This window comes from Streptomyces sp. NPDC005808, assembly GCF_042871385.1.
Lineage (GTDB): Bacteria > Actinomycetota > Actinomycetes > Streptomycetales > Streptomycetaceae > Streptomyces.
In genome coordinates, this window is record NZ_JBIAIK010000004.1 from 428100 (window position 1) to 441855 (window position 13756).

Below are 13756 nucleotides of genomic sequence, written 5' to 3' on the forward strand. Positions count from 1 at the left end.
GCGAGACGATGCCGCTCCCAATGCCCCATACCTCGGAGCGTGCGATGACGCCGCTGACGCGTCCCCACATCGTGGCGGCGGGACTGCGTCTGCTGGAGCGCGAGGGCGTGGACGGTCTCAGCATGCGCAAGCTGGCCGACGAACTCGGCAAGGCCCCGGCCGCCGTCTACCGGCACGTCAGCGACAAGCGGGAGCTGATGTCCCTGCTCTTCAACGAGGTGTCCCGGCGGATCGTCCTGCCGGACGCCGGGGACGACCCCCGTACGGCTATCGCTGAGGCGGTGCAGAGTGCGCACCGGGTCCTGGAGAAGCACGGCTGGATCGCCACCGAAATGCTCAACGGGGGGTTGCTCGGTGCCACCTCGATGCGGCTGTCCGAGTTCATCCTGGACTCCCTCGTCCGGGACGGGCTGAGCGACGCGCAGGCCGCGCGCCTGCACGTCGCCATCTGGGAGTACCTGGTGGGGCACCTGGTGGCCGCGCGGGCCACGGCGCCGGGACTGTCCCCGCACCCGATGGCGGGGACAGACGAGGACTATCCGACCGTATGCCGGGTCGCCCCGCTCGTGGCCGAGATGAGCGACCAGGAGCGGTTCTCCGCCGGGCTGATGGTCCTGCTCGACGGGGCGTTCGCGGAGCCGCGGGCTTCGCACGGAGGGACGGCCGCCTGCGAGGAGCCGTCATCCGTCAGCCGATCAGCAGCTGGTGCGGTGGAGTGAGCGCGGTCCGCGACTGGTAGAGCAGCACCGGCTCCGCTGCGGAGTCCTGGTCCGGAGGGAAGAACCTGGCCAGCTCGTGCCGTCCGCTGATCCGTAACTTCCGGTAGGAGTGGGTGAGATGGGACTCGACGTTCCGCAGACTCACCTTCAGCCGCTGGGCTATGTCGCGGTTGCTTATACCGCGCGCGGCCAGCCCGGAGACCTGCCGTTCGGTGGGGGTGAGCAGTGATTCCGTGGAGTCCTTGCGCGGGTCGGGCCGACCACCCGCGTACCGCAGCTCCCGTTGCACCGCCTCCACCAGGCCGCCTGCGCCGAGCGAGATGCCCACCTCGTTGGCGCGGTGGAGCAGTTCACGGGAGCGCCGGGCCTTGCCGAGCTGCCGGTGGGCGCGCCCCGCCTCGTGCAGGGCGTGGGCGAAGAGCAGGGGCGTGGGGGCCGGTTCGAGTATCTCCAAGGCCCGGTCCACGAGCTGGAGCGCCTCGCGTCCCGAGCTCGCCGAGGCCTGCGCGACCAGGGCCCGGCCCAGGGCGAAGGGGGCACCCCAGCGGCGGGCGAGTTCGGTCTCCTCGCGGGCGACGCAGCGGGCGGCGGCCATGTTGCGCAGGGACAGCTGGAGGGCGGCCCGGGTCGAACGCCAGGGCAGGATCGCCGGGTTGACGACGCCCCGGCGGGCCAGCTCCTCCTCGCACTGGGCGATCAGGGCGAGGCCGCGCTGTGCCTGGCCGAGCCGGCCCAGGGCGCGCCCGGCGCTGTGCAGGAGGTGCAGCCGCCACCAGGTGACGGGCTGTTCCTCAGGGAGCAGCGGCGCCTCCTCGAGCAGGGCGCCGACCGCGGCGACGTCGTCCTGCTCCAGGGCCACGTCGATGAGGACGCTGCGGACGAGCGCCCCCGCGTGGTATTTGCCGGCGCCTATCCCGGTGAGCAGGTCAAGCGCCTGGCGGGCGTCGTCCTTGGCGTCCTCCAGCAGGCCGCGGTGCAGTTGCACCAGTCCGCGTACGGCCAGGGCTTCGGCGATCTGGGTCATGGCGCCCTCGGCACGGGCGAGTCGCACCTCGGTGTCCATGTGCCGCCGGGCCTCGTCAGCGTCGCCCGACCACAACAGGGCGAGCAGCGCGTGGTACCAGGTGGGGGAGCCGTACGGGGCGCGGGGGCCGGCCAGGAAACGGTCGGCGATCCGCCGTACCGCCTGCGCCGAGTCGCCCGCGGCGGTGCGCAGCAGCATCACCCGCTCCAGCCGGTCCTCGCCTTCGTCCTCTTCGTCCCCCTCCCCGGGCCGGTAGGTGCCCTCGTGGAGCCGGATGTGGGTGAGGCGCTCGCGCAGCCGCGCGGTGGTGGAGGGGTCCGGGGTGCCGATCTCTCCGCGGGCGTCCTCCAGGACTTGGCGGGCGCAGGCCGGTTCGTCGAGCCGCAGAAGGATGTCGGACAGCCGCAGGGCCTCCTGGAGCCGCTCCTCGGGCCCCAGGTCTCCGGCGGCGTGCGCGGTGAGCGCCCGGGCGGAGGCGGGCAGGTCCAGGTCGGTGAGTGCCTGGATCAGCAGCCCCTCGGCGCGGGAGGCCAGTTCGTCCGGTACGCCGTGCAGCACGGCCTTCTCGATCAGCCGTCGGGCCCCCGCGGGGTCACGGCCGACCATGGCCTGGGCGACATCGAGGAGCAGCCGGGCCATCCACGGCTCGTCCAGCCGGTGGGCGTGCAGCAGGTGGGCGGCGATGTCCTCGCAGGGGGCACTGCGGCGCCACATGAAGCGGGCTGCGAGCCGGTGGAGTTCGGCGCGCTCAGAGCACGGGATGTCCTGGTAGAGCAGTCCGGCGAGGAGGGGGTGGCGGAACTTCATGTCGTGGGGACACAGCAGCCCCGACTCGGTGAGCCGCGAGAGGCTTCGGCAGGCGTCCTCCGTCGGCACGCCGCACAGGTCGGCGAGGCCGGCGGGGTCCCGGGCCGAGCCCAGGATGCTGGCCGCCCTGGCGACGTCCAGGCTGTGCGGGTCCAGACGGCGGAGCATGCACATGATGCGCTCCTTGACCGCTTGCAGGCGCATCCTCTCTTCGGGCGGGCCCGCCGGCGCCCGGCCGGCCAAGGTGTCGACGGGGTGCCCGGCCCCGCTGGGGAGCGGGGCGCCGTGGCCCGTCGGCACGGCCCGTATCTGCTCGGTCAGCAGATACGGGTTGCCGCCCGTGTCGGCGACCAGTGCGTCCACGGACACCTGGCCGTGGCCGCACAGCGCGGCGGCCAGATCGAAGGCGGCACTCGGGCTGAGGTCGTGCAGATGGATGTGGCGGTCGGGGCGGATGCCCTCCATGAACTCGACCAGGAGATGCTGGTCGCTCGCCGGCTCACCGCAGCGCTTGGTGGCGAGCAGCAGGACGGGGAAATTGTCGAGACGGCGGCTGAGGAAGCCCAGCCAGAGCAGGGACTTGCGGTCGGCGTGCTGGACGGAGTCGACCGTCAGCAGGATCGGGGTACGCCGCGCGGCCCTGCCCACGCCCGCGCAGAGTTCGGCGAGCAGCGGGTAATCGGGCTCGGCCGGCCCGTCGTCAGTCGCGCCGCTCGACGCGAAGGCGCGTTCCCACACCTGTGCCGTCTCGGGCAGCGTGGCGAGGAGCTGGTGCACGATTCCCAGCGAGAAGTGCTGCTCGGTGTGGGACGCCCTGGCGGACAGCACCACCATGCCCTGCGCACGTGCGGATTCCTCGGCCCAGCGTAAGAGTGTGGTCTTGCCTGTTCCGATGATTCCATCTATTAGAGCGCCGGCGCCCGCGCCCGCTCTCGCGGACTCGAGCATCTCGGTGATGATCTCAGATTCTTCGCTTCTCCCGAACAGTTCCTGGGGCACCGCACGTCTCCCGCCTGAACAGTGAATGATCCGGACAAAACGGCTGGTGTGGCGGACCATGCGCTCTCGTCCGCTCGCCGACCGGCACGGTCGCGCTCTTCATCGGAATGGTGTGGCAGGACGGCCGGTGTCAAACCAGCGTCCTCAAGGCGTTTTCCGGTCATTATCAAGCCGGTCCCGCCCTGACGGAAAGGGAGTTTCCCCAGACAGTGCGGACGAGGCTCCGACTCCCCCAATTCGCCTCCCGTTCACCGGTGAACGGCGTTCACATCTGACGCGCCCGGACGTTAGCACGGCCGACTGTCGAATTTGTACAACCACTTCCGCCCGAAGGATTCGAAGCGTGTTTCTTCGGCCATTACTTCGGTCCCACCGTATTGATGTGCCCGGGTACCGCATGGGTACGGTCTGCACGGTGGCGAGCGGTAAACCACGTGGAAAGCGCTCCCCCGGTACCTGACATATTCCCCCTCCACTTAATGGCCGAAATCTGATGGAAGGATCGGTGCCCGCGTGCCCGCGACCAGTGAGGACCTTCGCCCGTTATGGGGCATCCGCCCGGCCCTGCCACCGCGGCCGCACCGCAGCCCGTCCGACGGCGGCCGCGCCGAGCAGTTCGTGTTGTCCCTGAGCGGCGTCCTGCCGTTGGTGTACGAGCAGGCCTGGCAGTCGGTCCTGGACGGCACGCTCCTGTGCCGCACCGCGTTCCACCGGTGTCCGGACGGCGGCCTCACCCGCACGGTCCGGCCGGAAGCCCGCTTCCGCCTGCACGTCGTGGACTGGCGGGCCACTCGCGCAGAGGTGCAGGACTCCCGTCTCTCCGAGCGGCTGACCCGGGAGTCGGCCACCGGACTGCCCCTGGATCGGGCGCCGTTGATGTGCGCCACGCTCATCCGGCGCGACGACAGGACCTGGACCTTCGCCTGGCGGTACGCCCGCGGTCTGATGGAGCGGCGTGCGGGGCTCCGTCTGCTGGAGGAGGCCACCGAGGCGTACGGGGTACTGCTGCGCGGAGGCACCCCTCGCCGCAGCCACACCCGGCTCGGTGCGGACGACCCACTGAGCGCGGGCGACCCACTGAGTGCCGACGACCCACCGAGCGTCGACGACCCACCGAGTGCGGACGACCTGCTCGTGGGGCCGGTGACCCGATGACCGGCGACAACTCGGTGCGGCTGTTCTGTCTCCCGTTCGAGGGCGTCTCGGCGGGCGTGTACCTGCCCTGGACCGAGGTCATCGGTCCCTCGGTGGTCGTCACGCCCGTGGAGCTGCCCGGAAGGGGCAGCCATCCGCGCACCAAGCCGTGCGGCAGTCTGGAGCCGCTGATGGCCGAGATCATGCCGTTCGTGGTCCGCATGTGCGACCGGCCGTTCGCGCTGTACGGGCACGGCTTCGGTGCCCTCCTCGCGTACGAGATAGCGGCGCGGTTCGAGTGGGAGCACGACGCGGTGGCCGAGCGGCTGTACGTGTCGGGCTCCGGAGTGTCGCACCGGCCGAACCTGGAGCGATCGGTCGGTCATCTGTCGGAGGCAGCCATGGTCCGCAGGCTCCGCGACCGGGGCAGGATGCCCCCGGTCGCCCGGGATCCGCGGCGCGCGGGCCGGGCGATGTCCGCGCTCCGCGCGGACATCGCCGTCATGGAGGCTTACCGGCGCAACCCGCGCCACGTCGTGCACTGCCCGGTCACCGCGATGGGTGGGCGTCGGGACCCGAGCGTCACGGGGGCGGACCTGGCCGGCTGGCGTCGGTGCACCCGGCGCGCCATGCGCGTGGAGATGTTCCCCGGCGACCACTACTTCCCGCTCACTTCCCAAGCGGAGCTGCTGGAGACCTTCGGCCGGGACCTCATCCGCCCGTCGGCCGCGCGCCGCGTGCGGTCGTCGGCGGCCGTGTACTGACCGCCTGCCAGTTCCGGAATTGGCAACAAGAGTTGTCCGGGAGGCGCGGCGTCCACAAGCTGGCCGCCGGAGGTGACCGTATGACACCCATACACCGAACCCAGGACCTCGATGGCGAGGCCCCCGGTGCCGAGGCGGAGCAAGAGGCGGAACTGCACTCCGGCTTTCTGAGGGACGCGGCGCAGTGGCTGCGGGGCCTGCTCGGGTCCGAGGACCGGGTCACGGCGTCGGTCCGCCGGATCCTCGACGTCGGCAGCGGGCCCGGAGTGGCTTCCTGTGTACTGGCCCGCGCCTTTCCCCAGGCGAACGTCATCGCCGTGGACCGGTCCGCACCGCTCCTCGCCCGGGCCGAGGTCCGCGCGGCGGAGCGAGGGCTGACCGGGCGGGTCACCACCCGACGAGCCGAGCGGCCCGAGGAGTTCGGACGGCTGGGGCCTGCCGAACTGATCTGGACCGGCAACGTCTGCCGTCACCTGGGCGACCAGCAGGCGGTGCTGCGGAGTCTGGCGTCCGCGTTGCGGCCCGGCGGAGTGGTCGCCGTCGCCGAACGCGGGCTGCCACCGCGTTTCCTGCCCCGCGACATCGGCCTGGGTCGGCCCGGCCTCCAGGCACGCCTGGACGCGGCCATCGAGGCGCAGTTCGCCGCCGAGCGGGCCCGGCTGCCGGGTGCCACCTCCGTGGTCGAGGACTGGCCGTACCTGCTGGCGTCCGCCGGGCTCGTCCCCACCGGCACCCGCACCTTCCTGATCGACCTCCCCGCTCCGCTGGGCCTGCCCGCGCGCCGGCATCTGCACACCCGGCTGCGTCGCATGCTCGCCGCGCTCGGCGACGGGCTCGACCTCGTCGACCGGCTGACCGTGGAGCAACTCCTGGACGGGGACGCCTGTACGGGCATCCTGTGGCGCCCCGACGCGTTCTACCTCACGGCGGTCACGGTGCACACTGCCCGCCTGTGCCGGCCTCGGACCTGACCGAGCCAGCCCCAGCCCCAGCCCCAGCCCCGCGATACGCCGACGGAGCCGACGGAGCCGACGGAGCCGACGGAGCCGACGGAGCCGACGGCCATTCGAATCCCGGTCAGACCTCGGTCCGACCGGGATTCGCCTGTTCTTCGGCAGGCCGGGGGCGGTCCCTTCGACGATTCGCCTGTTCTTCGGCAGGCAGGGGGCGGTCCCTCGACGCTCCCGGATTCCATTCGCGCGCTCGCGAGCCTGCTCGTCGCGGTGTCCCCGTCATGCCGGCCACGGTCCCGCGCGAGGGCCGCCGGCCTCCGGGCCCGGCGTCGGACAGGACGCCGCGGTGATCGCGGACGGTGCTCGCGGCATGTCCGCGGCGGTCCGGTTCCGGGTGAAGCCGACGTGCGCGGGGTCGATGTCGCAGGAGTGGACGGGGAGTCGGGCATGACCGTAGGGCGATCCCGACCGCAGATTCTTCGGTCAGCCCTACGGTCCCACCGTATTGAGGCCCTCACCCCCGCACTTCTACGTTCCTTCCCAGAGCAGCCGCCCGGCGAAATCGGGAAACCGGACCGGGTGCGATGAGTGAGGGAGGCAGGACGCGTGAAGTTTCAGATCCTTGGCCCGCTGCACGCCGAGACGGGCGGAGTTCCGGTCGTCCCCTCGGCGGCGAAGGCGCGGCAGATTCTGGCGCTCCTCGCGCTCTGCCCGGGGCAGCTCGTTCCGGTGACCACCCTGCGGGAGGAGCTGTGGGGGCCCGTGCCGCCGCGCAGCGCGCGCACCACCTTCCAGACGTACATCCTGCGACTGCGCCGAATCCTGGCTTCTGCCCTCGGCGGTCCGGACGGCCCGGCCCGCGCACGGCGGTTGCTGGCCACCGGTCATGGGGGATATCTGCTCCGGGTCGCCGAGGAGGACGTGGACGCCTTCGCGTTCCGGCGGGCAGCCCAGGCCGGCCACGCGGCCTTCGCGAACGGCGACAGCGAGCTGGCGTCCCAACTGTCGCGCCAGGCCTTGGCGCTGTGGCGGGGGCCGGCGCTCGTGGACGTACGGGCGGGTTCGGTGCTGCGGGTCCACGCGGCCGGCCTCGAGGAGAGCCGGCTGCTCGTGACCGAGCGCCTCATAGACGCCGAGCTGCGCCTCGGGCGGCACAGAGAACTCCTTGCCGAACTCGTCGAACTGACGGAACGGCATCCCTCCAACGAGCGGCTGTACGCCCAGGCCATGATGGCTTTCTACCGCTCCGGTCGGCAGTCCGCGGCGCTCGACCTGTACCGCAGGCTGCGCCGACGGCTGATCGAGGAGCTTGGGCTGGAGCCCGCTCCGCAACTCCAGCGACTGCACCAGGCGATGCTCTCGGTCGATCCCCGGCTGGACACGGCCGCCCAGGGCGGCCGGCCCACGTCGACCTTCGACCTGTACGCGGCCTGACCCTGCCGCACCACGGACACCGAGCATTCAGGGACACCGGGCCCACCCGTCCCAAGGACCACCCATGCCTCCGCCCAGGCGGCCGAGCGAGAAGGTGACAAAGCGATGGAAAAGATCCCCAGCCTCTACGAGTGGGCAGGCGGCGCCGAAGCGCTGGAACGGCTCACGGAGGAGTTCTACCGGCGCGTCCGCAAGGACGAGATCCTTGCCCCGCTCTTCACGCACATGGCCGACGACCACCCCCAGCACGTCGCGACCTTCCTCGGCGAGGTCCTCGGCGGCCCCCAGAGCTACACCGAGCACCACGGCGGCTACCCGCACATGGTGTCCCGGCACGGCGGCCGGGCCATCAAGCCGGAGCAGCGGGAGCGGTGGGTGGCCCTGATGCTGGAGGCCATGGACGTCGTAGGGCTTCCGTCGGACGCGGAGTTCCGCTCGGCGTTCGTCGGCTACATCGAGTTCGGCTCGCGCCGGGCAATGGCCAACTCCCAGCCGGACGCCGGTCCTTCGAGCCGTACGACCATCAAGAAGTGGGGCTGGGGCGAGGCCCTGCCCGGTCATGACTGATCCGGTGGCCGTTCTGCGGGCCCGGCCCCGCCGGATCCCGGTCGCGCGTCCCGGTATCGGCAACAAACGTTGCCTGTCCGCCACGCACGATTCCAGCATGGGGACCAGTAGTGATCACCGTGATCAGGCGGATCACCGTGGCGGCCGTGCCGCGCAGGCAGCTGCCGGAGGAGTCCGGCGTTGCCGGCCTCCCCATGCCTGGCTGACCGGCACGCACCCGCCCTGATCCGCCCGCCCGAACCATCCGATACAAGGAGTTCGCCCATGCGTTTGACCACTCCTGGGCCGGTGCACAGCGTCACCGCGCAGACAGGTCCCGAGCGCGTTCTGTCGCGGTCCGCCCAGCGGCCGGCAGCCGAGCAGGCGGGAGGCGGCAGCCGATGAGCGTCCGGACCGAAACGCACGAGGCGGCCTCTCGCAGGACCGCCGACAGGCTGCCGCTCGCGGTGTACCTGCTCGCGCTCAGCCTGTTCGCGATGGGCAGCGCCGAGTTCCTGCTCGCCGGAGTCCTCCCGGACATCGCCGACGACCTGCACATCTCGCTCTCCTCCGCCGGCGCGCTGATCTCGGCGTTCGCCATCGGCGTGGTGATCGGCGGACCGCCCCTCGCGGTCCTGACCCTGCGCTGGCCGCGGCGGACCACGCTGGTGATCTCGCAGGCCGTCTTCGCCGCCTGCGTGGCGATCGGCCTGGTGACCGACAACTTCACCGTCCTGCTGGTCACCCGCTTCCTGTGCGGCCTGGCCTACGCCGGATTCTGGGCGGTCGCCGCGGTCACGGCGATCGGACTCGTCACCCCTGACCGCACCGCACGGGCCTCGGGCGTGGTCGTCAGCGGACTCAGCGTCGCCATGGTCGCCGGCGGCCCCGCCGGCGCGCTGCTCAGCCACTTCACCGGCTGGCAGGGCGGATTCTGGGCGGTGGTCGCCCTCACCCTCCTCGGCGCGGTCGCGACGGCGATCGCCGTCCCGGCGACTTCGGCGGCCCAGGAACAGAGCGTGCGACGCGAACTGCGCACGATGCGGCAGCCGCAGCTGTGGGTGGTGTACGTCGCCACCCTGCTGAGCACCGCCGCGTACATGATCTCGTACAACTACCTCGCGGCGTTCCTCACGGACGTCACCGACGTCGACTCCGTGTGGGTGCCCCCGATCCTCGTGCTGTTCGGCATCGGCGCCTTCGTGGGTCTGTCCATCGGCGGGCGGATCGCCGACGGCCGTCCCCATCACGCGCTCCTCATCGGAGCCGGCGGCATCCTGGTCACGTCGGTCCTGCTCGCTCTCCTCGCCGAGCACATCGTCGCCGTCATCGTCCTGGTCCTGCTCATGGGCGTCGCCGGATTCGTGCTCAACCCGGCCATCTACGGGCGGGTGTTCACCGTGGCGTCCAACGCGCCGACGCTCGCCGGAGCCACCGCCGTCTCCATGTTCCAGCTCGGCATCAGCCTCGTCCCCCTCCTCGCGGGCGTCGCCCTCGGTGCCGGAGCCGGACTGGATTCCATCCCCTGGCTGGGCGCCGGACTGGCCCTGCTCACCATCCCGGTCGTCCTGATCGACCGGACGATTGCCCGAAATCGGGCGCGGAGCCCGCAGACCGGCGAGAACTGACACCCCTTTCCGCTCCCAGGTCTGCGCAACACCGTCCGGCGTCCGTTTCCCCGTCCGGCGTCCGTTTCCCCGTCCGCCGGCAGCACATCCATCGCCGGGAGCCGCAGAGAGTTCCGACAGGATTTCTCCGCGGCTCCCCCCAGAGGGAGGTTCTCATGGACAACAAGCTCGGTTACGAACTCGGAAATTGGGTGGTGTCGCAGATCCAGGGCCCGGACGGTCCGACGCAGACGACTTTCACGCTGCTGGACATGGAGTGGGAGCTGCTTCCCGAGGTGTTCCCGCCCTACACGGACCCCGGTCCCGGGCTGTTCGCCTCCTGGGTGCCGTACGAGAAAGGCGTCCGCTTCCTCGAGATGGGCTGCGGCGCGGGCATCTCGGCGGTGCTCGCCGCCCAGCGCGGCAGCGAGCACGTGGTCGCCCTGGACATCAACCCGGCGGCGACGGAGAACACCCGCCGCAACGCTGCCAGACATGGGGTGTCCGACCGGATCACGGCGCTGACCAGCGATCTGTTCGACGCCCTGGAGCCCGCCGAGCCGTTCGACCTCATCTTCTGGAACACCCCGTTCATCGAGGCGCCCGCGAGCCACTCCTACGCCGGCCAGATCGAACGCGCGGTCTTCGACCCCGGATACGAGATGGTGCGCCGGTTCTTCCGCGACGCGGCGGCCCATGTGGCGCCGAACGGACGGGTCTACCTGGGCACGAGCGAGGCGATGGGCAACAAGGAAAAGTTGCTGAGGGCGGCCGCCGACGCGGGCTTCGAGGGCCACCGCTACCGCAGCGATTCCGTCGAGCTCCCCGCGGCGGACTTTCCCGACTCCCCGGTGGTCGCGGCCCACACGAACGAGCGCGGAATCGTGGACATGGACTTCACGATGTACGAGTTCCTGCGCCACTGACCCCGCTTTCCCGGTGCCTCGGTAACCCCCCGTACCGCGGCACGAGCACCAGTTCAGACGAATTCGATTCACCACTGGGCGACACGAACGCCCCAGGAAGATGGGAATGTCATGAGCGCCAACGGGAAAGCGAACGACACCGGTTTCGATGTCGTCATCGCCGGCAACGGAGTCCTCGGACTCTCGCTCGCCTGGGTCCTGGCACAGCGAGGGCAGCGCGTCGCCGTGCTCGGTCAGCCACACCGCCCCTGGGCCGGCTCGGCCGCGGCCGGAGCCATGCTCGGCTCCTTCGGCGAGGTCACCACCTCGCTGCTGTCCACCGAGCACGGCCGGGCCAAGCTGGAACTCGGCATCCAGGCCACCAAACTGTGGCCGCAGTGGCTGGCGGAGCTGGAGGAGGGGACCGAAGGTGCCCGCGTCAAGACCGCCGAAGGCACCACCGTCATCCTCAACACCATCGGTACGGCCGAGATCGACGACGCCAACTACAACGCCATCCGCGCCGAACTCACCCGCTATTCGGAGCCCTTCGAGGACGTCGAGCCCACCGACCTCGACTGGGTGGACGCCGAGCCGATCTCCCGCCCGCTGAAGGCCTTCCACATACCCGGTGAGCACGCGGTCAACGCCGCCACCCTACTGGAGCGGCTCGAGCAGGCGGTCGTCCGGGCGGGCGCCACCCTCGTCCCCGAGCTCGCGACCCGCGTCGTGCACCAGGGCGAGCGCGTGACGGGAGTCGTCACGACCTCCGGGCGGACGATCAGCGCCGACCACGTGACGCTGGCCGCCGGCGCACGCAGCCAGGAACTCCTGGACAGCCTTCCCGTCGGCCCCCGCGTCCCCCGTCTCGTCAGCGGCTACGGCGTCTCCTCCCTGATCAAGACCGTGGACGGCACGACGCCGGACAGTGTCATCCGGACCCCGAACCGCTCCTTCGCATGCGGCCTCCATGTCGTCCCCCGCGGCGACGGGCACGTCTACCTCGGCGCCACCAACGTCATCGCCGTGGAGCCGCGCGACACCGCCGAGATGCGCGACCTGGTGTTCCTCCTCCAGTGTGCCCACCGCCAGGTCCGCCGCAGCCTCTGGAACAGCGACGTCGTCAAGGTCCAGGTCGGCAACCGCCCCGTGTCCATGGACGGCTTCCCGCTGCTCGGTCACGGCGGTATGGACGGCCTGTGGATCATGACCGGCACCTACCGTGACGGCCTGCACCTCTCCCCGCTCCTGGCCCAGGACTTCGCCGCCCGGATCCTGGGCGAGCAGCCCCAGGCCGACCTGGACCGGTTCGCGCCCCTCCGGAAGCCCATCAAGGCGGGCACCCGCCAGGAGATCGTGGACCTCCTCATCGACCACCAGATGGGAATCGGCTACGAGCAGGACTGGACGATCCCCGTCGAGTGGCACCAGTGGATCGAGATGGACCTGCGGCCGGCCACCCTCGCGTGGGCCAACGAGCTGGACCCGGAGTTCACCCCGCCGGCCGAGCTGCTCTTCGCCTCCCGCTTCGATCCCGAGCTCGTCAGCCTGCTGCGCAAGTACTACGCGACCTGCCGGGAGAACGTCTGACCGCGGGGCCCGCACCGCTGCCTTCCGCGTCTCTCCCCCTCCCCCGAACCGCATGGTCGCCGTGCGGGTGGGTGCGACGGCATCCGCCCGCACGGCACTTGAAGAAAGGACGAAACAATGGCAGTCGAGGCGATCGACCCGCCCGGCCTTCCCAAGCCCTACGGATGGCGGCAGCTTGCCGTCGGCACCGGCAGCCGGATGGTGTTCCTCAGCGGCCAGACCCCGCGTACCGCCGACGGTGAACCGGTGGGCATGGGAGACCTCGCGGCCCAGACCGAGCAGATCTACCTCAACATCGCCACGGGCCTCGCTGCCGCCGGCGCCACCTTCGACGACGTCCTGCGCCTGACCGTGTACGTCGTGGACTGGTCGCTGGACAAGTGGGCCGACATCACCGCCGGCGCCGAACGCGCGGCGGCCAAGCTGGGTGCCGACGTCATCAGGCCCACCACCCTGGTCGGGGTCGCCACGCTCGCCGAACCCGACTTCCTCATAGAGGTCGAGGCGACCGCCATCGCTTCCTGACAACGCCCGCACAGAGGTGAGGCCCCGCTCTCGGCGGGGCCTCACGCGTTGTGTGTGTGTGGGGGCGGTGCTGCTCTTCGGTCAGTGCTGCCCTGCGAGGAGCTCGTCGAGCACCTTGGCCACCGACTCGGGCGAGGGCAGGGCGGGGTGATGGCTGACGCTGCCCGTGGTCGGGTCGAAACTGTCGTGCCACTGCGGCTCGTTGACCAGCCCCCCGTCCTCGCGGATCCGGGCGATGTTCCGCTGCACGGCCGGTTTGAACCACATTTTGGCGCCCATCACCGGAAAGTAGACGACCGGATAGTCCACCGACAGTGCGACCGTCATCAGACGGTTGGGCGCGGCGCCACCCGCGGCGGAGGCGAGCGTGTGGGCGGTGGCCGGCAGGACCGCGAGGATGTCGTGGTCGCCGGCGAGCCGGGACGGCTTGTCGGTCGGCCAGTGGGCCGGGGAATCCCCGTACACCACCCGCTCGGCGAAGAGCGCGACGCTCTCGGGGGAAATGAAAGATGCCGCGGTGTGCGTGAGCAGAACGGTGAACGTGCTGCCCGATATCTGTCGGCGCATCTCCTCGACATACGACGGAAGTCGGGATACCGCAATGGATCCGGTGCCGCCGATGAGGATGCGTTTCCCGGCTGTCCCCGGGGAGTTCTGATTTCCCATGCGTCGATGATGTCGCCGCTCTCCCACCAACGGTCAATGGTCCCGAACGGGCCACACCGGGAGAGTCCGGCGCGAGTCCAGCG

The 13756-nt window shown here is 70.9% G+C and carries 12 protein-coding genes; 10 read left to right on the plus strand and 2 right to left on the minus strand.

The features are described 5' to 3' along the window. Window positions 1-44: 44 nt before the first annotated feature. Window positions 45-719: a TetR/AcrR family transcriptional regulator gene (locus ACFYPC_RS12360; RefSeq protein ID WP_388674138.1), complete on the plus strand. Its 675-nt coding sequence runs from the start codon at window positions 45-47 to the stop codon at window positions 717-719. Here ACFYPC_RS12360 and ACFYPC_RS12365 read toward each other — a convergent pair. Beyond that, window positions 688-3609 carry a BREX system ATP-binding domain-containing protein gene (locus ACFYPC_RS12365; RefSeq protein ID WP_388674140.1) on the minus strand — a complete coding sequence of 974 codons (2922 nt, stop codon included), beginning with the start codon at window positions 3607-3609 and terminating at the stop codon, window positions 688-690. The two genes, ACFYPC_RS12360 and ACFYPC_RS12365, sit on opposite strands and share 32 nt — an antisense overlap. A gap of 453 nt (window positions 3610-4062) precedes the next feature. Here ACFYPC_RS12365 and ACFYPC_RS12370 point away from each other — a divergent pair, with 453 nt between their 5' ends. The 9 genes from ACFYPC_RS12370 (at window position 4063) to ACFYPC_RS12410 (ending at window position 13007) form a co-directional block, all read left to right on the plus strand. After that, a complete protein-coding gene (locus tag ACFYPC_RS12370) occupies window positions 4063-4704 on the plus strand; it encodes a hypothetical protein (protein ID WP_388674142.1) in 642 nt (213 codons plus the stop codon). Next, window positions 4701-5447: a thioesterase II family protein gene (locus ACFYPC_RS12375; RefSeq protein ID WP_388674144.1), complete on the plus strand. Its 747-nt coding sequence runs from the start codon at window positions 4701-4703 to the stop codon at window positions 5445-5447. Before ACFYPC_RS12370 ends, ACFYPC_RS12375 begins: the two co-directional genes overlap by 4 nt. Window positions 5448-5527: 80 nt before the next feature. Beyond that, window positions 5528-6418 (plus strand): methyltransferase, encoded by an 891-nt coding sequence (locus ACFYPC_RS12380; protein ID WP_388674146.1) that lies wholly within the window; start codon window positions 5528-5530, stop codon window positions 6416-6418. 588 nt (window positions 6419-7006) lie between these two features. Further along, window positions 7007-7834 carry a BTAD domain-containing putative transcriptional regulator gene (locus ACFYPC_RS12385; protein WP_388674148.1) on the plus strand — a complete coding sequence of 276 codons (828 nt, stop codon included), beginning with the start codon at window positions 7007-7009 and terminating at the stop codon, window positions 7832-7834. Between the two features lie 105 nt (window positions 7835-7939). After that, window positions 7940-8401, plus strand: coding sequence for a group II truncated hemoglobin (locus tag ACFYPC_RS12390; RefSeq protein ID WP_388674150.1), 462 nt, complete (start codon window positions 7940-7942; stop codon window positions 8399-8401). Between the two features lie 380 nt (window positions 8402-8781). Then, window positions 8782-10008 (plus strand): Cmx/CmrA family chloramphenicol efflux MFS transporter, encoded by a 1227-nt coding sequence (locus ACFYPC_RS12395; protein WP_388674152.1) that lies wholly within the window; start codon window positions 8782-8784, stop codon window positions 10006-10008. A 155-nt stretch (window positions 10009-10163) separates the two neighbouring features. Next, a complete protein-coding gene (locus ACFYPC_RS12400) occupies window positions 10164-10913 on the plus strand; it encodes a methyltransferase (protein WP_388674154.1) in 750 nt (249 codons plus the stop codon). Window positions 10914-11024: 111 nt separating this feature from the next. Next, window positions 11025-12482, plus strand: a complete 1458-nt coding sequence (locus ACFYPC_RS12405) for an NAD(P)/FAD-dependent oxidoreductase (protein ID WP_388674156.1) — start codon at window positions 11025-11027, stop codon at window positions 12480-12482. Between the two features lie 117 nt (window positions 12483-12599). After that, a complete protein-coding gene (locus tag ACFYPC_RS12410; RefSeq protein WP_388674158.1) occupies window positions 12600-13007 on the plus strand; it encodes a RidA family protein in 408 nt (135 codons plus the stop codon). 81 nt (window positions 13008-13088) lie between these two features. Here ACFYPC_RS12410 and ACFYPC_RS12415 read toward each other — a convergent pair whose 3' ends face one another. Further along, window positions 13089-13673, minus strand: a complete 585-nt coding sequence (locus ACFYPC_RS12415) for a flavoprotein (RefSeq protein ID WP_388674160.1) — start codon at window positions 13671-13673, stop codon at window positions 13089-13091. Between the last annotated feature and the right edge of the window lie 83 nt (window positions 13674-13756).

Excerpts from the sequence above, each read along its gene's own strand:
- ACFYPC_RS12365 (WP_388674140.1), bottom strand. The coding sequence starts at position 3,609 with ATGGTCCGCCACACCAGCCGTTTTGTCCGGATCATTCACTGTTCAGGC.
- ACFYPC_RS12390 (WP_388674150.1), top strand. The coding sequence starts at position 7,940 with ATGGAAAAGATCCCCAGCCTCTACGAGTGGGCAGGCGGCGCCGAAGCG.
- ACFYPC_RS12360 (WP_388674138.1), top strand. The coding sequence starts at position 45 with ATGACGCCGCTGACGCGTCCCCACATCGTGGCGGCGGGACTGCGTCTG.
- ACFYPC_RS12410 (WP_388674158.1), top strand. The coding sequence starts at position 12,600 with ATGGCAGTCGAGGCGATCGACCCGCCCGGCCTTCCCAAGCCCTACGGA.
- ACFYPC_RS12405 (WP_388674156.1), top strand. The coding sequence starts at position 11,025 with ATGAGCGCCAACGGGAAAGCGAACGACACCGGTTTCGATGTCGTCATC.
- ACFYPC_RS12415 (WP_388674160.1), bottom strand. The coding sequence starts at position 13,673 with ATGGGAAATCAGAACTCCCCGGGGACAGCCGGGAAACGCATCCTCATC.
- ACFYPC_RS12400 (WP_388674154.1), top strand. The coding sequence starts at position 10,164 with ATGGACAACAAGCTCGGTTACGAACTCGGAAATTGGGTGGTGTCGCAG.
- ACFYPC_RS12395 (WP_388674152.1), top strand. The coding sequence starts at position 8,782 with ATGAGCGTCCGGACCGAAACGCACGAGGCGGCCTCTCGCAGGACCGCC.
- ACFYPC_RS12375 (WP_388674144.1), top strand. The coding sequence starts at position 4,701 with ATGACCGGCGACAACTCGGTGCGGCTGTTCTGTCTCCCGTTCGAGGGC.
- ACFYPC_RS12380 (WP_388674146.1), top strand. The coding sequence starts at position 5,528 with ATGACACCCATACACCGAACCCAGGACCTCGATGGCGAGGCCCCCGGT.